Source organism: Streptomyces sp. NPDC033178 (assembly GCF_055577685.1).
This window is the reverse complement of sequence record NZ_JBVIPT010000004.1, coordinates 139,176-155,764: the sequence shown is the minus strand read 5'-3', so window position 1 is coordinate 155,764 and position 16,589 is coordinate 139,176. Positions and strand designations below refer to the sequence as shown.

Below are 16,589 nucleotides of genomic sequence, written 5' to 3'. Positions count from 1 at the left end.
CTCGATACGACTTTGGACGCCCTCCATCGTACGGTCGTACGGAAGGACGCCCAGGGCCGGAAGACCTGTCACGCGGGGCTCGCCCGAAGGGATCGGACGCTCACTCGAAGCATGCCGCCAGGAGCACCACGTCCTCGTCGCTGTCGGCCACGTCGAGTCCGTCCGGCAGCACACTCCGCAGGACGTGATCGGCGACCGCGCCGGGGTCGGTGCGCAGCGCCCTGGGCACGGACGCGGCCGCCGCGTGCAGCCGCGAGAAGGCACGGTCCATGGGGTCGCCGGTGCGGTGCAGCAGCCCGTCCGTGTAGAGCAGAACCGTCTCTCCGGCCTCGGCCTGGAACTCCACACTCGGCGCCTCCCAGCAGGCGAGCATCCCCAGGGGTGCCGACAGGGACGTCTCCACGTACTCCGTGCGCCGCTCGCCGATCACCAGCGGCGGGCTGTGCCCGGCACCGGCGAGCGTGATCTTGCGCAGCGCGGGCTCGCAGTACGCGAACAGGGCGGTGGCGGAACGGGCGGGCTCGGTCAGCCGCAGCAGCAGTTCGAGGTCGGACAGGACGGCGACCGGGTCCTCGCCCTCCATCACCGCGTACGCCCTCAGGGAGGCCCGCAGCCGGCCCATCGCGGCGACCGCGCTGGGTCCCGAACCGGTGACGGACCCGACCGCGAGGCCGAGCGCGGCGTCGGGCAGCGGCAGCGCGTCGTACCAGTCGCCGCCGCCGCGCGGCCCCGTGCGGTGCCGGGCGGCGAGCTGGACGCCGGAGACCCGGGGCAGCCGCGAGGGGAGCAGTTCCTCGGAGATGGTCGCCATGCACGCGCGCGTGCGGTCCAGTTCCACCAGCCGGGCCAGGTGCTCGGCCGCGTAGCGCGCGTACAGGCCCACCAGGTGCCGCTGGCGCTCGACGGGCTCGGCGGGCTCGTCGTACAGCCACACGGCGGCGCCCAGGCGGCCCGCCGCCTCCGTGGACAGCGGGAGCGCGTAGCTCGCGGCGTAGCCGAGGCGGGCGGCGACCTCGCGGTGGCGGGGGTCGAGGCCGTCCTCGGAGAGCAGGTCCGGCTGGGCGATCTCGCCCTCTCCTCCGGGGAGACCGTCGAGGATCTTGCCGTACGACATGGCGCTGCGCGGGACGGTCTCGATGTGGCCGAGATCGGCGCGGGCCAGACCCAGGCCGATGGTGGTGTCCGGGCCGAGTCCGTCGCCCGGTTCCAGGACCACGAGACCGCGCCGGGCGCCCACGAGGGCGGCTCCGGCGCGCAACAGCTCCTGCAGCGCGTGCGGCAGCGCGGCGGTGCGCGCCAGGCGCTCGGTCAGTTCGTGCAGAGTGGTGAGATCAGAGACCCAACCTGCGAGTCTGTCCTGGAGAACGGCCCCGGGGGCGTGTGGAGAAGTGCTCGAAGAGGTACCCGGGGCGGCAGGCGCGGGCGCGACAGTGTGTGTGGGCGATGGAACCGTTGAATCGATTCCGGCCACTTTCGGGAGGTGAGGGGCGTTCATGGCGTCCGGCTTTCCGACCGGTGCGTATTGCTCAATAGCATCGCAAACCCCCATGTCATTCTGCGCCGCTAGCAGTGTCTCCACATGTACACGCACTCGTGAGGGGATGTCCAGCATTGTCCTGCCGGGATTCCTGGTGTCCATGGGACCGTTGCGGAAATGCAAAGTTGGCTTAAAACTGACTCGAGTCTCGGCGTATTGAGGTCGACTGGCCTTGTTCGACGGAGCGTCACAGCGGTCGTGATGGGTACGTACTCGGTGAAGGCCAGGGGTGGTTGGGATCGTCCCGGAACCTGGCGACGGACCCGGGCGTCTTAACCACCGACGACCGTGCCCCATCCTCCCGTGGCGGAGGCGGCGAGAAATACGCGCGACGGCAAACGCCAGGCGCCGCCACCCCACGCCATGCCCGTGCTTTTGCCAGACGCAGTATGGACGCGGACGCAGCCAAACGCTCGGCCCATAGGGGTTCCCCTTGTCTCTGACGGGGTGTGATGCGCCAGTAGGTACGCACAGTGAAGTGATCGACACATGGTGTGATGTGGTCCTCGGTGTTGCCAGGCGTGCAACGGAAAGGAACGAGCGCTCATGCGCGAGATCCTCGGAAGGCGACGCAGGCTCCTGTCCAAGCGAAACGGCGGACAGCCTGAGATGCTCGGCGCGGCCCTGACCTTCGCGACCGCATGGCAGTGGCCCGTACTCCCGGGAGTGGCGGCGGACCCGCAGGGGCGGGCCCGATGCGCGTGCCCCGACCCGGAATGCACAGTGCCCGGTGCCCATCCCTTCGACCCCGGCCTTCTTGCGGCCACCACCGATGAGCGGATGGTGCGCTGGTGGTGGACGAACCGGCCTACGGCGCCGATCATCCTGGCCACCGGGGACAAGGCCCCCTGCGCGGTGAGCCTGCCGGCGCTCGCCGCGTCCCGCGCGCTCCTCGCGCTCGACCACATGGGGATGCGCCTCGGCCCCGTGATCGCGACTCCGACGCGCTGGGCACTGCTCGTGAAGCCGTACTCCCTGGAGCAGCTCGGCGAGTTGCTCTACGCCCAGGACCACGTCCCGGGCTCGCTGCGCTTCCACGGAGAGGGTGGCTATGTGGCGCTGCCCCCGTCCGAGACCGGCCAGGGCCGGCTCCGCTGGGAGCGGGCTCCGCTGCCCGGCTCGGCCGCCCCCTGGGTGCCCGATGTCGAGGCGGTCGTGGACGCGGTGGTGGAGGCCCTCACCCGTACGGGTGTGAGCGCCCCCGAGTTGTAGGGATACCGGGCGCGCGGCGAGCCGCGCGCCCGCCCTCGCTCGTTATGTTCCTTTCATGCTGCGTCACTCCCGGGGACGACGAGCCCCTGGCCCTCGAAGAGTCCGCCCGATCGCGCTGGCGGGCGTGGTAGCGCTCATGGCCGCGCTGCCACTGGCCGTGGCCTCCGCGGGACCTGTGGGTGACGTGGATTCCGCGACCTCATGGACCTCCGACGACGGCTCACGCGCCTCGGGCGCCGGTGTTTCCGACGACGCGCCTGCTGCCGCCGCCGGTCGCGCCGGAGCGCCACAGGCGCCCGAACCCCGTTCCGCGCCCTCTGAGAGCCCCCTGACGCTCGGGCTGGGCCTCGCCACGGCCGCCCGCTGCGGTCCCGAACTCGCCTCCCCCGACGGCATCGAGGCACAGACCTGTGTGCTGACCCAGGGGGAGGACACCTGGGCGCGTACGTACTACCGCAACGCGACCGGTGACGATCTCACGTCCGTACTGACCCTCATGGGGCCCGCCGACCGAACGGTACGGATGCACTGCGCCGTGGGCGCGGACGACGAGCCGGGGGTGTGCGAGACACCGCGGGAGCGCACGGCGGGGGACGCTGGTGCGTACACGGCGGTCGTGGAGTTCGCGAAGGGGGCCGAGGGGCCGCTGTTGCTGCGCTCGGGGAGCAACTCGCCTGCGCAGACTGCGCGTTGAGGCTTCCGTCGACAGGGAGCCCGAATCCGGAAATGAGAAGACCCGGTTGCTGGCGACGGGGGATGCACCAGCAACCGGGCTAATGGAACGGTAACAAGAGATCGGCGGTTCGCAAATTCGATCTCGGCTATTCGGACACCGACTTCCCTGCCGCAACGGGGAGTTGTGACAGGAGTCACCCGGTCGACGGCCCTGTCGGCCGACTGACCGGTCGGCCAGTCCCACCTGGGCGTCGGCTGTGTCTCAGCTGAGCGTGACCTGCCGGTTGGTGAGACCGCCGCGCGCCCGGCGCTCGTCCGCGGTCAGCGGTGCGTCCGAGGCCAGCGCGCCGGCGAGCCGCTCGGCGAACTCGGCGGCCGGCTTCTCGACATCCTCCGCCGTGACGCCGGTCGGCAGGTCCCAGACCGGCACCGTGAGGCCGTGGGCACGGAAGGAGCCCACGAGACGGGTGCCGTCGCCGAGGCTCGACCGGCCCGCGGCGTGCAGCCGGGCGAGTGCGTCCAGAAGCTGCTCCTCCGGGTGCGGCATGACCCAGCGCAAGTGGTTCTTGTCGGGTGTCTCGCACCAGTACGCGGCGTCGACACCCGCGAGCTTCACGGTCGGGATGGCGGCGGCGTTGGCCCGCTCCAGGGAGGCGGTCACCTCCGTGGTCGCGTTCTGCGCGTCCGGAACCCAGAATTCGAAGCCCGGATGCACAACTGGCTCGAACGCGCCTTCGGGGTCGAGGAGGTCCTGCAGCCGCGGTCCGTCGGCCGGGGCACGACGGCCCTGGACCGGAGTACCGGGCTCCGCGGTGAGCGCGCGCTGCAGGGTGTCGGCCAGGTCGCGGCTGATGTCACCGGACGCGGTGTCGTTCTGCAGGCCGATCAGAACAGAGCCGTCTTCGCGGCGCAGCGCGGGCCACGCCATCGGCAGCACCGTCGCCAGCGTGACCGAGGGGACGCCCTCCGGGAGCGCCTCCTTCAGATGCAGCTCGACGGTGGCCGCGGGCACCAGCTCGCGCAGCGCGATCCAGTCGGCCTCGCCCGCGAGTGCTTCGAAGGGGCGGTGCACCAGCTCGGTCACGGCGTGCGCGGCGGCCCGTCCGTGACAGGCCTTGTATCGGCGGCCGCTGTTGCATGGGCAGGGCTCCCGCGCCCCGACGACCGGGATCTCTCCATCCGTCAGCTGAGGCTGCTTGGCCTTCGTCTGGGGTCGCTTCTTGGCCATCGTGGATGTCTCCCGGTTACGGCTCGACTCGTACGGGCGCGAGCCTAGCCGCTCGTACGGGGAGCCACGGGACCCTGTGGACAACGTGCCGAGTCGTCCCGGAAGCGGTGATTCGGTTCGTCCTTGAACCAGTTCTTCCGTCTGCTTCCGTCTGCTTCGGGTCGCTTCGGGCCAGGTCGTCCTGGGTTCGGGTCGTCCGGGGTTCGCGTCGTCCTGGATTCGAGTTGTTCGGGGAGCCGACGGATTGGATTCGAGTTGTTCGGGGAGTCGGCGGATCCTCGGCTCGGACCGTTCTCGGTCCAGGTCGTCCCCGGCTTGGACCGCGATCCGCCCAGGTCGTTCTCAGTCCAACTCGGTCCGGCTCAGTCCAGGCCGTCGAAAGCGTTGCCGAAGTCGAGGTCGGGTATCGCGGACACCGACGGGGCGGTGACACGCGCGGCGAAGTCGTCGCGGCGATGTCCGGCGTGAGCGTCCTTGTGCACGACCACCCACACCGTGACCTCACCGCGGGCGTCGTCGCGAACGCCCCAGTCGTCGGCCAGCGCCGTGATGATGTTCAGCCCGCGACCGCCGCGCGCGGTGACCGAGGGCGTGGCCGGAACCGGACGGGTCGGACCGCCGCCGTCCGTCACCTCGACGGTGAGCCTGCCGGTCGGTTCGACGCGCCACGCGGCCCGGACGTCGCCGTCCCCCGCCAGTGCGTCACCCAACGGCCTGCCGTGCCGGCAGGCGTTGCTCAATAGTTCGGAAAGGATCAGTACGGCATCGTCGATGACCGCTTCCGCCACACCGCCGGTGCGCAGCTGAGCCCGCATCCGGTGTCTTGCTTCCCCCACGCCCGCAGGGCCATGGGGTACGGCCATGCTCGACGACGTGGGCACCTCCTGTGCCACCACCAACGCCACCCCCGAGACCTCCTTTGCCCCACGCCACGGTGTGAATGCCCCTCTGGACTGGACCGGAAACCGGCCAATGCACGTGCAGTGACGCACTCGTAACGATCGAATACGGACCGAACGCGCCGGAGCACTCCCTGTAATCGCGTGGCCTGAATTCGACGGTGTGGCCGAGGCGTGGGGGTAGCCACGCAGGGGGACCCCGCAGGGCCCCAGGTCAGCGGCCCAGCTGGTGGAGCACCGCGCGCGGGCGGTTGGTGATGATGGCGTCGACGCCCAGCTCGACACAGAGATCGACATCCTCGGGCTCGTTCACCGTCCACACGTGAACGTGATGTCCAGCACGCTTCAAACGCTCGATGTACGCCGGGTGATTGCGGACGATGCGCATCGAGGGACCCGCGATCCGCACCCCCGCAGGCAGCCGTCCGTCGCGCAGCCGGGGTGAGACGAACTGCATGAGATAGACCGTCGGCAGGGTCGGGGACGCGGCGCGGACGCGCTGCAGCGAGCGCGCCGAGAAACTCATGACGCGTACGGGCGACTCGTCGGCCGAGGGTGGGGCGTCCAGGCCGAAACGCTTCAGCAGTACAAGCAGGCGCTCCTCGACCTGGCCCGCCCAGCGCGTGGGGTGCTTCGTCTCGATGGCGAGCTGTACGGGGCGGCCGGCGTCGGCGACGAGTTCGAGCAGCCGCTCCAGGGTGAGGACGGACTGCTGCTCCCAGGACGGGGGTCGCTGCTGTTCCCAGTCGGGCGCCTCGTCGCGGTTCTTCCAGGAGCCGAAGTCGAGGGTGGCGAGGTCGGCGAGTTCCAGGGCCGAGACCGCGCCGCGGCCGTTGGAGGTGCGGTTGACGCGGCGGTCGTGGACGCAGACGAGATGTCCGTCCGCGGTCAGCCGTACATCGCACTCCAGGGCGTCCGCCCCGTCCTCGATCGCCTTCTCGTACGCGGCCAGGGTGTGCTCCGGGGCCTCTTCGGAGGCCCCGCGGTGGGCGACGACCTGGTTCAGGTGCTGTCGTGCGTGGGTCACCGCGTCATGGTGCCATCGCGAGTGGGTAGGCGTCAGAGCGGTGGCGTGGTGCATGCGACGGTTTTGTCAGACCTGTCCGATATAAATGAAGATCCCGGAGTCACAGGCACCGCTTATGGTGCCCTGACGGCCCATGGGAAAAGCTGACGGCATACAAAAGCACATGCACAGCTGAATCGCGCCGGTTCCTGAACACACGCGGGTGGAGTCATGAACACACGTGAGTGATCGTGACCGGGCGCGACCGGAATGAACAGCCGTGGATCGAGAGGAAGAGCTGTGAGCACCGAGAACGAGGGCACTGCGGTACCCCCGGCCCCGTCTGCACCTCCTGTGCCGGTGGACACTCCTGCTGCTTCCGTGCCGCCGGAGCAGGGGGTGTCGCGGGGAACGAACCCTGTGGACCCCCATCAGGGCACGGCTCCGTCCCAGGGTCCGGCCTACCCCCAGGAGACGGGCGCTTCCCAAGGAGACACGCCGACGGCCACGTTGCCCCCGGTTCCCTCAGGGGCGCCCGAGGCCGCGGGCCCGGCACCGGAAGCGGGTGCCTGGCCGCCTCCGCCGCCGGCCACACCCTCGTACGCGAGCGGGGGCGAGGGCGGCTCGGGGGATGTCTGGGGCGCCTCGTACCAACAGCCCGCGCCCAAGCCCAAGTCCGGCGGGCGCGGCGGTCTGGTGGCCGCCGTTCTGGTGGCCGCGCTGGTCGCGGGCGGCGTGGGCGGTGGCATCGGCTTCTGGGCTGCCGACCGGAACGACAACTCCACGGACTCCACGACGGTCGCCGCCTCCCAGAGCGGCGGCGACCTCAAGCGTGACCCGGGCACGGTCGCGAACGTGGCCGCCACGGCGCTGCCGAGCACGGTCACCATCGAGGCCGAGGGGAGCAACGGCGAGGGCGGCACGGGCACCGGTTTCGTCTTCGACACCCAGGGCCACATCCTCACCAACAACCACGTGGTGGCGGAGGCGGTCGACAGCGGCAAGCTCTCGGCGACCTTCTCGAACGGCAAGAAGTACGACGCCGAGGTGGTCGGCCACGCCCAGGGCTACGACGTCGCGGTCATCAAGCTCAAGAACGCACCGAGCGACCTCAAGCCGTTGCCTCTCGGCAACTCCGACAAGGTCGCCGTCGGCGACTCGACGATCGCGATCGGCGCGCCCTTCGGCCTGTCGAACACGGTGACCACGGGCATCATCAGCGCCAAGAACCGCCCGGTGGCCTCCAGCGACGGCAGCGCGCAGAGCAAGGCCTCGTACATGAGCGCCCTGCAGACCGACGCCTCGATCAACCCGGGCAACTCCGGCGGCCCGCTGCTGGACGCGAACGGCTCGGTCATCGGCATCAACTCCGCCATCCAGTCCTCCAGCGGCGGTCTGGGCGGCACGAGCCAGTCCGGTTCCATCGGCCTGGGCTTCGCGATCCCGATCAACCAGGCGAAGACCGTCGCCCAGCAGCTGATCAAGACCGGCAAGCCCGTCTACCCGGTGATCGGCGCCTCGGTCTCCCTGGAGGAGGGCACGGGCGCGAAGATCACCGAGCAGGGCGCCAGCGGCTCGGACGCCGTCACGCCGAACGGTCCCGCCGCCAAGGCCGGCCTCAAGCCCGGTGACGTCATCACCAAGCTCGACGACCGGGTGATCGACAGCGGCCCCACCCTCATCGGCGAGATCTGGACCCACCAGCCCGGCGACACCGTCAAACTCACCTACACCCGCGACGGCAAGCAGCAGACGGCCGAAGTCACCCTGGGCCAGCGCGAGGGCGACAGCTGACCCGTTAGTCTTGTCCCCGCGCCGATCTCTCAGCGGTGCGGGGTGGGTTGCCCGAGCGGCCTAAGGGAACGGTCTTGAAAACCGTCGTCGCAGCGATGTGACCGTGGGTTCAAATCCCACACCCACCGCAGTGCGAGGAGCAGGGGCGTCCGGAGCCGAGAGGTTCCGGACGCCCCTGCTGTTGTTGGCGGTGCGTAGGTGTTTTTGGGGTGCACGCGCGCGTGAGTGGTTGTTTTTCGGCTCTCCTCGGTTTTCTGGGCTCCTAGGGGGGCCGTTTTCGGTTGCGGCGGGGCTAAGAGTGGTGCCTCGTCATGCGGGATGCCGATGTGATGGTCGAGCGGGCCTCGCGTTCGGTGAGGCCGGTGCGGACGGCGGCGTCGACCAGGGCCTCGGTGAGGTCCGGGCCGAGGCCGTTCTCGTAGGCGCGGCAGGCGGCCCAGAAGAGGCGCGTGTTGCGCTGGCCCTCGTGGGCGGCGAGGACGAACTGGACGAGGCCCTGGCCGTGTTGACCCGCCGAGGCGGGGGCGGCGTGGCGGCCGTTGCGCGGTGGGGGCAGGAGGAGCTGCAGAAGGGATGGCGGGCAGGCGGCGGGTGCCAGGTGGGCGGTGCCCGGGGCCGTGCTGTAGGCGCCGTGTTCGGTGCGTGAGCCGGGGCCCACGAGGTAGCCCCCCGCGCCGCGGATGTCGATTCCGGGGGCCAGGCGGCCCGCCGAGTTGGGGACGACGACATCGGGCGGACCGCTCAGCCAGACGTGGCGGCCGCCGCTGGGGGTCAGCACGACGACCGTCTCGGGGATCGTGAACAGGTGGCGCAGGGCCAGTTCCCGGAGCGCCGCGGAGGAGTCCGTACCCGATTTGGTGTCGAGGTCGATGCCGATCAGGTGATGGGGGTCCAGCCCGCAGGCGATGCCGTAGCCGGTGGCCCAGGGGGCGGCGGCGAAGAGCTCTCGGATGCGTATGGGGTCGATCGAGGCGTCGTACACACCGTGCCCGAAGCGGCCGCACTCGCCGTGGCAGAGCGGGGCCGTGGGGTCGTCGCGGTGCGGGGAGCGCAGTGCCGGAAGTTTGGTTCGGGACAGCGGGATGACGGCCAGTCCGCGTTCGGCGGCTGACAGGGCGTGCGCGAGGGCCAGCGTCGTGGCCTGCCGGTCGATGGTGGCCATGACTCCATGTTCGTACGAGTGTTCGAAAAAAGGAAGAGGTGCCCCGGGGGTGGGGTGAAGGAAAGCCGGGCCGGGAGGGGTGGAAACCGGCCCCACGGGGTTGGCTGAAAATCTGCCGGAACGCTTCGTCCCTTGCGGCGTATGGGATTGAGTCGCCCACACCGCCCTGATCTGCGGTTTTGGTCGCGTGGAGGGGGTTTATCGACATGTCCTCACGCTTGCGAGCGAATAGTGCCTTCCGGGGTGGTTCGCCGGGGATTCGGTGGGCAACTCTGGTCTCGCGACGTCGTGACAGACACCGAGGCGGTCGGCCAACTGCCCCGGAACAAGCCGTACTCAACCGGTCCTGGCCGGTGCGAACTTCCGCTTCTGGAGGAATAGACATGGCAAGCATCCGTACCGCCCGCCTTCTCGCCGCCGCGGCAGCCCTGCCGCTCGCCGTCGCCCTCTTCTCAGGCGTCGCGACGGCCGACAACGGCGCTTTCGCGGACAGCGGATCGAACGCGGCCGTGGCGAACGTCGTCGGCAGCGGTGTCGGTGGCGACAACTACGGGACGTCGTCCACGACGCAGCAGCAGGCCGTCGGCTCCGGTGCCTCGAACCAGAGCAACACGGCTCAGGTGAACGGTTCCGCGTTCACGGCCATCGACCAGTCGAACGAGAACACCGCCGTCAACTTCACCGAGCTCTGGTGAGCGGGCGGCTGTCGGGGACTGGAGACCCCCGGCGGTCGAACGCCTCCTCAGTGGGGTGCTTTGTGGGGTGGTAACACGTCTGCGCGGCGGCACTTGGGTGCCGCCGCGCAGACGTTTTCGCATATGTGCCTGGCGGGCGATCGTGACCCTGGCGGTCGAGGTCCGTGACCTTGACAGTCACACGTATCTGACGGACAGTCAGAAACCCTTGTTCGTACGAGGTCCGGGAGGGCCGTCGTCGTGCATCTCGCCCCCACCGAGCGCCAGCGACGACTGCGCGCCGAACTCCGCACGTACTTCCGGGACCTGATGCCGGACGGACCGCCGCCCGCGGAATCGGCCTCGGACGCGGATGCGGACGCGGCCTCGGGTGGGCAGGGTGCCTCGGAACGGCAGCGGGCGCTGTTGCGCCGGATCGGCGCCGACGGGTGGCTGGGGCTCGGCTGGCCCGTCGCGTACGGGGGTCAGGAGCGCGGCGCCGACGAGCAGTTCGTCTTCTTCGACGAGGCCTACCGGGCGGGCGCCCCGGTGTCCATGGTCACGCTCAACACGGTCGGGCCGACGCTCATGAAGTACGGAACCGAGGAACAGAAGGACTACTTCCTGCCGCGGATCCTGCGCGGGGAACTCGTGTTCGCGATCGGGTACAGCGAGCCGTCCGCGGGGACGGACCTGGCGTCGCTGCGGACCCGGGCCGTGCGGGTGGGCGGCGACGGACGCGACGACAGCGAGAAAGGCCCTGGGGGCGCCGGGAGTTCTGGAGGTACCGGGAGTGCGGCAAGTACGGGCAATGGCGGCGGTGAGTGGCTTGTCGACGGGCAGAAGGTGTTCACCTCCAACGCCCAGCAGGCCGACTGGATCTGGCTCGCCTGCCGAACGGACCCCGACGCGCCGAAGCACAAGGGGATCTCGATCCTGCTCGTGCCCACCGAAGCCCCCGGGTTCTCGTGGACGCCGATCGCGACGGTGGGCGGGCTGACCACGACAGCCACGTACTACGACGGCATCCGGGTCCCGGCGGCCAACCTCGTCGGTGAGGAGAACGGCGGCTGGGGGCTCATCACCAACCAGCTCAACCACGAGCGGGTCGCGCTCGCGGCGATCGGCATGCAGGCCGAGGACTTCTACGCGGCCGCACTGGCCGCCGCCAGTACCCCCGATCCGGTGACTGGGCGGCGCAGGGTTGACGAGCCGTGGGTGCGGTCGAGACTGGCCGAAGTGCATGCCCGGCTGGCGGCAACACGCCTGCTCAACTGGCGTTTGGTGGGGGATGTGGGGGCCGGCCGGCTGGCGCCCGGCGATGCGAGCGGCGTGAAAGTCGTGGGAACCGAATCGGCGGTCGCGGTGTACCGAATGTGTCAGGAAATCGTCGGATCGGACGCGCTGGTCCGTTCCGGATCGCCGGGTGTGTTCGGGGACGGCGAGCTGGAGCGGATGAACAGGGCGGCTCAGATCAACACGTTCGGGGGCGGGGTGAGCGAGGTGCAGCGAGAGATCGTGGCGACCATGCGGCTCGGGATGACCAGGGGGCGGCGATGAGCGAGCGGGAGGTCCCGGGCGGAGAGGGGGCGGCGGCCTCGGGCGAGGGCGGCGAGCACGAGGACGTGTTCGCGCGGGCGAAGGCGTACGAAGGCCAAGCGGCCGCGGTCGGCGGTGTGGGCAAGGACCTGGTCAACGAACCGATGATCCGGCACTGGTGCGAGGCGATGGGAGACACGAATCCGGCGTACGCGGGGGCGGACGCCACAGCGCCGCCCACCATGCTCCAGGCGTGGACGATGGGGGGCCTCTCCGGGCACGCGGGGCGTTCCGAGGCGTACGACGAGTTGCTCGGGCTGCTCGACGACGCCGGGTACACCTCGGTGGTCGCCACCGACTGCGCGCAGGAGTATCTGCGGCCGCTGCGGCCCGGGGACGCGATCACCTTCGACGCGGTGATCGAGTCGGTCTCCGAGCGCAAGACGACCAAGCTGGGCACGGGGTACTTCGTCACGACGCGGATGGACGTACGGGTGGGGGGCCGGCCGGTGGGGACACATCGGTTCCGGATCCTGAAGTACGCGCCGGCGGTCCGGAGAAGGAGTGCTCCAGGGGCGGAGGGGGCGGCCGCGGTTCCGAAGACAGCGGTGGCTGCCGAGGTCTCACCGCCCAAGCGGCCCCGCCCCGTCGTCAATCGCGACAACGCCGGCTTCTGGGAGGGCGTGTCCCGGCACCGGCTGCTCATACAGCGCTGCGACGGCTGCAGGACGCTGCGTTTCCCCTGGCTGCCGGGGTGCAACGCGTGCGGTTGCCCGGACTGGGACACGGTCGAGGCGGGCGGCGAGGGGACCGTCTACTCGTACGTGGTGATGCACCACCCGCCCTTCCCGGCCTTCGACCCGCCGTATGCGGTGGGGCTGATCGAACTCGCGGAGGGCGTGCGGATGATCAGCAACGTGGTGGGAGTGCCGCACGACCGGGTGCGGATCGGGATGCCGGTTCGGCTGGAGTTCGAGCAGGTGGACGAGGAGTTGGAGCTGCCGGTCTTCCGGGCCGTCGAGAGGAGCGGGGGCTGACATGGACTTCACGCCCACGGAGGAGCAGGCGGCGGCCCGCGATCTGGCCGCGCGGATCTTCGGAGACCTGTCCACGCACGAGCGGCTGACAGCCGCGGGCACCGGCAGCGACGCCGAGCTGTGGAAGGCGTTGTGCGAGGCCGGGTTGCCGGCCGCCGTCGAGGACACAGGGCTCCTCGGGCTGGTGCTCCTGCTGGAGGAACAGGGGCGGACCACGGCCCAGGTCCCGTTCGCGGCGAGCTGTGTGTACGGGCTGCTGGCGGTGTCGGCCCACGGTTCGGCGGATCAGCGGAAGCGGCTGCTGCCCGCGATCGGGGACGGGTCGGTGGTCGTGACCGGCGCCCTGCCCGAGGCTGCCGTACGGGTGGGCGGATCCGGGGAGTTGAGCGGTGTGGTCCCCGTGGTGCCGTGGCTCCGCGATGCCACGCATGTCCTCGTCGCCGACGACGAGCACGGCCTGTGGCTCGTACGGACCGCCGACGCGCGGTGCGAGCCCGTCGAGCTGACAGCGCCCTGGTCGGCGGGACGGCTGACACTGGACGGGGCACCGGGCGAGCGGCTGGGTGAGCGGCAGGGCGGTCCCGAAGCGGAGGTGGCGGGCCGAGGGGCGTACGACGACGTGCTGGCCACCGCGCGTACCGCCTTCGCGGGGCTGCAGGCCGGGGTGTGCGCGGGCTCGGTGGCCCGGGCGGTCGAACACACCAACACCCGCGAGCAGTTCGGGAGACCGCTCGCGACCAAGCAGGGCGTCCAACTCCGGGCGGCCGACGCGTATATGGACACCGAGGCGATACGGGTCACGGCCTACGAAGCGGCGTGGCGGCGGGACGAGGGGCTGGACTACGCCACCCACGCGCTGACCGCGGCCTGGTGGGCGTCGGAGGCGGGTTCCCGAGTGGTGCACGCGGGCCAGCATCTGCACGGCGGTACGGGAGCCGACCTCGACCACCCCGTGCACCGGCACTTCCTGTGGGGGCGGCAGCTGGACGCGTATCTGGGATGCGGGAGCGAAGTGCTCCAGGAACTGGGGGAGTTGATCGTGCACGGAGAGGGGGACGCATGAACACCGAGGCCGGGCCGGTGCGGGTCGGGGACGCCCTGCCGCCGCTGGAGATCGAGATCACCCGCACGCTCATCGTCGCCGGTGCCATCGCGTCGCGGGACTACCAGGACGTGCACCACGACGCGGAGCTCGCGCGGCAGAAGGGTTCGCCGGACATCTTCATGAACATCCTGACGACCAACGGGCTGGTCGGGCGCTACATCACGGACCGGTTCGGACCCCGCTCCGTGCTGCGGAGGGTCGCGATCAGGCTGGGTGCGCCCAACTACCCGGGCGACACGATGGTGTTGACCGGCACGGTGGAGGAGGTCGAGGGCGACACGGCGACGGTCAGGGTGGTGGGGGCCAACGGGATCGGCAGACATGTGACGGGGACGGTCACGGTCACTGTCCCCGGAGCCGATGGAGTCGATGGCGCTGAGGGAGCCAGCGGAGCTGATGGCGCTGAGGGTGCAGAGGGCGCTGAGGGCTTTGAGGGAGCCGAGAGGGCCGAGGGCGCCGCGGACCAAGAGGCGGGGAGCCGGCCATGAGCGTACGGACGAGGGACGCGCTCGGCGGGCGGGCGGCGATCGTCGGGATCGGGGCCACGGAGTTCTCCAAGGACTCGGGGCGCAGCGAGCTGCGGCTGGCCGTCGAGGCGGTGCGGGCCGCGCTCGACGACGCGGGGCTCACACCGGCCGACGTGGACGGGATGGTGACGTTCACGATGGACACCAGCCCGGAGATCACCGTCGCCCAGGCGGTCGGCATGGGCGAGCTGTCCTTCTTCTCGCGGATCCACTACGGCGGAGGCGCGGCCTGCGCGACCGTCCAGCAGGCGGCTCTCGCCGTGGCCACAGGCGTGGCCGAGGTGGTGGTCTGCTACCGGGCGTTCAACGAGCGGTCGGGACGGAGATTCGGTTCGGGGGTGCAGCGGCGCGAGCCGTCGGCCGAGGGCGCGGCGCTCGGCTGGTCACTGCCGTTCGGGCTGCTCACGCCCGCGTCCTGGGTGGCGATGGCGGCCCAGCGCTATCTCCACACGTACGGCCTGACGCCCGAGGCGTTCGGGCAGGTCGCGGTCGTCGACCGGAAGTACGCGGCGACCAATCCGGCAGCGTACTTCCACGGCAAACCGATCACACTCGCCGACCATGCCGCGTCACGGTGGATCGTCGAGCCGCTGCGGCTGCTGGACTGCTGTCAGGAGACCGACGGCGGCCAGGCCCTCGTGGTCACCTCGGTGGAGCGGGCGCGTGACCTGCCGCATCCGCCTGCCGTGATCACCGCGGCCGCCCAGGGCGCGGGACGCGCGCAGGAGCAGATGACCAGCTTCTACCGGGACGACCTGACGGGGCTGCCGGAGATGGGCGTGGTGGCACGGCAGCTCTGGCGCACGTCCGGGCTGACGCCGGCCGGAATAGACGTGGGAATCCTGTACGACCACTTCACACCGTTCGTGCTGACGCAGCTGGAGGAGTTCGGCTTCTGCAAGCCGGGCGAGGCCGCGGACTTCGTCGCCGAGGAGCGATTGCCGCTGAACACGCACGGGGGGCAGCTCGGGGAGGCGTACCTGCACGGGATGAACGGTGTGGCGGAAGGCGTACGACAGCTCCGGGGCACGTCCGTGAACCAGATACCCGGGGCCCGCCGGGTGCTGGTGACGGCGGGCACGGGGGTCCCCACCTCGGGGTTGATCCTGGGCTCGGACGATCGGGGCTGATTCCGGGAGCGGGGTGGATGACTGCGGTGCGCGTCCGGGCGGGGCGGGGTGCCTGTCCAGGCCGGGCGGAGTACGCGGGCGGGCCAGGGCGCAGCGCGGCCCAAGGCGCTCGCTTTCGCGCTCGGTGGGCGCCCCGGCGTACCCTCCGGTAGGGCACGTGGAGTGCGGCCGTACTACTCCCGCATCATTCCTGGGTCCGGGCTACTGCTTGGGGAGCCGTCTCTCAGGGGTGAACCCTCAGTGGGCCGGGGCCCGGCGTCCACCTTCAGTAGGTGGGGCCAGCCCCCCTCCTACAACCTGAGGCGGACACGGCTTCGGGACCTGCGGCCGATCCGCTGGAGTAGGGGGCGCTCCTAGCGTGGAGCCATGACCACAACCGTCTGCACCAGCGCTTCGAATGCGGCGACGCGGACCCTTGCGTACCCGTCGTTCTCCTCGTACGTCAAGGCCCGCCAACCAGTGCTGCTGCGTACCGCTCGCTCGCTGACCGCGAACCCGAGCGACGCGGAGGACCTGCTGCAGACCGCACTCACGAAGACGTATGTCGCGTGGGAGCGGATCGAGGACCACCGGGCCCTCGACGGCTATGTACGGCGCGCGTTGCTGAACACGCGGACGTCGCAGTGGCGGAAGCGGAAGGTCGACGAGTTCGCGTGCGACGAGCTCCCGGAGCCGGAGGCTCCGCCGGCCGGGGACCCGGCGGAACAGCAGGCGCTGCACGACGCGATGTGGCGCGCGATCATGAAGTTGCCTGCGCGGCAGCGGGCGATGGTCGTCCTGAGGTACTACGAGGACCTGAGCGAGGCGCAGACGGCGGAGGTGCTGGGAGTGTCGATCGGTACGGTCAAGTCGGCCGTGTCGCGTGCGCTGGGCAAGCTTCGTGAGGACCCTGAGCTGGGTCCCGTGCGCTGATCGGTGTGGCAGATCGGTGCGGGACAAGCACACTGCTCACGTCGGGGCAAGGAATCCCGTCGTGACGTGATCGATCATCCCGGAGTAGTGACATACCGCGCGGTATGTGAGCAGAATCAGCCCAACCCTTACTACCGCGTAGGCAATGTCGC

General features: G+C 70.4%; 14 protein-coding genes, 1 tRNA gene and 1 pseudogene. 11 read left to right on the top strand and 5 right to left on the bottom strand.

The features are described 5' to 3' along the window. Positions 1 to 100: 100 nt before the first annotated feature. Positions 101 to 1,612, bottom strand: a complete 1,512-nt coding sequence (locus ACZ5VQ_RS11390) for a PP2C family protein-serine/threonine phosphatase (protein WP_469105006.1) — start codon at positions 1,610 to 1,612, stop codon at positions 101 to 103. A gap of 471 nt (positions 1,613 to 2,083) precedes the next feature. Between ACZ5VQ_RS11390 and ACZ5VQ_RS11385 the strand changes: the two genes are divergently transcribed. Further along, positions 2,084 to 2,749 (top strand): bifunctional DNA primase/polymerase, encoded by a 666-nt coding sequence (locus ACZ5VQ_RS11385; RefSeq protein WP_469104692.1) that lies wholly within the window; start codon positions 2,084 to 2,086, stop codon positions 2,747 to 2,749. 136 nt (positions 2,750 to 2,885) lie between these two features. Beyond that, positions 2,886 to 3,443, top strand: a complete 558-nt coding sequence (locus ACZ5VQ_RS11380; protein WP_469104691.1) for a hypothetical protein — start codon at positions 2,886 to 2,888, stop codon at positions 3,441 to 3,443. Positions 3,444 to 3,686: 243 nt separating this feature from the next. Here the strand turns inward: ACZ5VQ_RS11380 and ACZ5VQ_RS11375 are convergent, their stop codons facing one another. From ACZ5VQ_RS11375 to ACZ5VQ_RS11365, 3 genes are all read right to left on the bottom strand, one after another. After that, positions 3,687 to 4,652 (bottom strand): DUF5926 family protein, encoded by a 966-nt coding sequence (locus ACZ5VQ_RS11375; protein ID WP_189841593.1) that lies wholly within the window; start codon positions 4,650 to 4,652, stop codon positions 3,687 to 3,689. Positions 4,653 to 5,014: 362 nt separating this feature from the next. Beyond that, complete coding sequence (locus tag ACZ5VQ_RS11370) at positions 5,015 to 5,557, bottom strand: ATP-binding protein (protein ID WP_469104690.1); 543 nt, start codon at positions 5,555 to 5,557, stop codon at positions 5,015 to 5,017. A 208-nt stretch (positions 5,558 to 5,765) separates the two neighbouring features. Next, positions 5,766 to 6,578, bottom strand: a complete 813-nt coding sequence (locus ACZ5VQ_RS11365; RefSeq protein ID WP_362071219.1) for a glycerophosphodiester phosphodiesterase — start codon at positions 6,576 to 6,578, stop codon at positions 5,766 to 5,768. A gap of 279 nt (positions 6,579 to 6,857) precedes the next feature. Between ACZ5VQ_RS11365 and ACZ5VQ_RS11360 the strand changes: the two genes are divergently transcribed. Together ACZ5VQ_RS11360 and ACZ5VQ_RS11355 are read left to right on the top strand one after the other, a co-directional pair. After that, a complete protein-coding gene (locus ACZ5VQ_RS11360; RefSeq protein WP_469104689.1) occupies positions 6,858 to 8,351 on the top strand; it encodes a S1C family serine protease in 1,494 nt (497 codons plus the stop codon). 41 nt (positions 8,352 to 8,392) lie between these two features. Then, positions 8,393 to 8,479: transfer RNA gene (locus ACZ5VQ_RS11355), tRNA-Ser, on the top strand. A 164-nt stretch (positions 8,480 to 8,643) separates the two neighbouring features. Here the strand turns inward: ACZ5VQ_RS11355 and ACZ5VQ_RS11350 are convergent. Further along, positions 8,644 to 9,513 (bottom strand): bifunctional DNA primase/polymerase, encoded by an 870-nt coding sequence (locus ACZ5VQ_RS11350; RefSeq protein ID WP_469104688.1) that lies wholly within the window; start codon positions 9,511 to 9,513, stop codon positions 8,644 to 8,646. 383 nt (positions 9,514 to 9,896) lie between these two features. Here ACZ5VQ_RS11350 and ACZ5VQ_RS11345 point away from each other — a divergent pair, with 383 nt between their 5' ends. The 7 genes and pseudogenes from ACZ5VQ_RS11345 (at position 9,897) to ACZ5VQ_RS11315 (ending at position 16,437) form a co-directional block, all read left to right on the top strand. Beyond that, complete coding sequence (locus tag ACZ5VQ_RS11345; protein WP_469104687.1) at positions 9,897 to 10,208, top strand: hypothetical protein; 312 nt, start codon at positions 9,897 to 9,899, stop codon at positions 10,206 to 10,208. Positions 10,209 to 10,448: 240 nt separating this feature from the next. Further along, the gene (locus tag ACZ5VQ_RS11340) at positions 10,449 to 11,747 is read left to right on the top strand and encodes an acyl-CoA dehydrogenase family protein (protein ID WP_469104686.1); all 1,299 of its coding nucleotides are present in this window, start codon (positions 10,449 to 10,451) and stop codon (positions 11,745 to 11,747) included. After that, entirely contained in the window at positions 11,744 to 12,763 is a 1,020-nt protein-coding gene (locus ACZ5VQ_RS11335; protein ID WP_469104685.1) for a bifunctional MaoC family dehydratase N-terminal/OB-fold nucleic acid binding domain-containing protein, read from the top strand. The genes ACZ5VQ_RS11340 and ACZ5VQ_RS11335 overlap by 4 nt, the downstream gene beginning before the upstream one ends. Before the next feature lies 1 nt (position 12,764). Next, positions 12,765 to 13,826 carry an acyl-CoA dehydrogenase family protein gene (locus tag ACZ5VQ_RS11330; RefSeq protein ID WP_469104684.1) on the top strand — a complete coding sequence of 354 codons (1,062 nt, stop codon included), beginning with the start codon at positions 12,765 to 12,767 and terminating at the stop codon, positions 13,824 to 13,826. A 17-nt stretch (positions 13,827 to 13,843) separates the two neighbouring features. Further along, a pseudogene (locus ACZ5VQ_RS11325) lies at positions 13,844 to 14,224 on the top strand (MaoC family dehydratase); the annotation flags it as partial. Positions 14,225 to 14,352: 128 nt separating this feature from the next. After that, entirely contained in the window at positions 14,353 to 15,525 is a 1,173-nt protein-coding gene (locus ACZ5VQ_RS11320) for a lipid-transfer protein (protein WP_469104683.1), read from the top strand. A gap of 366 nt (positions 15,526 to 15,891) precedes the next feature. After that, entirely contained in the window at positions 15,892 to 16,437 is a 546-nt protein-coding gene (locus tag ACZ5VQ_RS11315; RefSeq protein ID WP_362071171.1) for a SigE family RNA polymerase sigma factor, read from the top strand. The last annotated feature ends 152 nt before the right edge of the window (positions 16,438 to 16,589 follow it).

Coding starts and splice junctions, on each gene's coding strand:
- ACZ5VQ_RS11350 (WP_469104688.1), bottom strand. CDS start 9,513: ATGGCCACCATCGACCGGCAGGCCACGACGCTGGCCCTCGCGCACGCC.
- ACZ5VQ_RS11375 (WP_189841593.1), bottom strand. CDS start 4,652: ATGGCCAAGAAGCGACCCCAGACGAAGGCCAAGCAGCCTCAGCTGACG.
- ACZ5VQ_RS11385 (WP_469104692.1), top strand. CDS start 2,084: ATGCGCGAGATCCTCGGAAGGCGACGCAGGCTCCTGTCCAAGCGAAAC.
- ACZ5VQ_RS11345 (WP_469104687.1), top strand. CDS start 9,897: ATGGCAAGCATCCGTACCGCCCGCCTTCTCGCCGCCGCGGCAGCCCTG.
- ACZ5VQ_RS11320 (WP_469104683.1), top strand. CDS start 14,353: ATGAGCGTACGGACGAGGGACGCGCTCGGCGGGCGGGCGGCGATCGTC.
- ACZ5VQ_RS11330 (WP_469104684.1), top strand. CDS start 12,765: ATGGACTTCACGCCCACGGAGGAGCAGGCGGCGGCCCGCGATCTGGCC.
- ACZ5VQ_RS11390 (WP_469105006.1), bottom strand. CDS start 1,612: ATGCTGGACATCCCCTCACGAGTGCGTGTACATGTGGAGACACTGCTA.
- ACZ5VQ_RS11335 (WP_469104685.1), top strand. CDS start 11,744: ATGAGCGAGCGGGAGGTCCCGGGCGGAGAGGGGGCGGCGGCCTCGGGC.
- ACZ5VQ_RS11380 (WP_469104691.1), top strand. CDS start 2,886: ATGGCCGCGCTGCCACTGGCCGTGGCCTCCGCGGGACCTGTGGGTGAC.
- ACZ5VQ_RS11315 (WP_362071171.1), top strand. CDS start 15,892: ATGACCACAACCGTCTGCACCAGCGCTTCGAATGCGGCGACGCGGACC.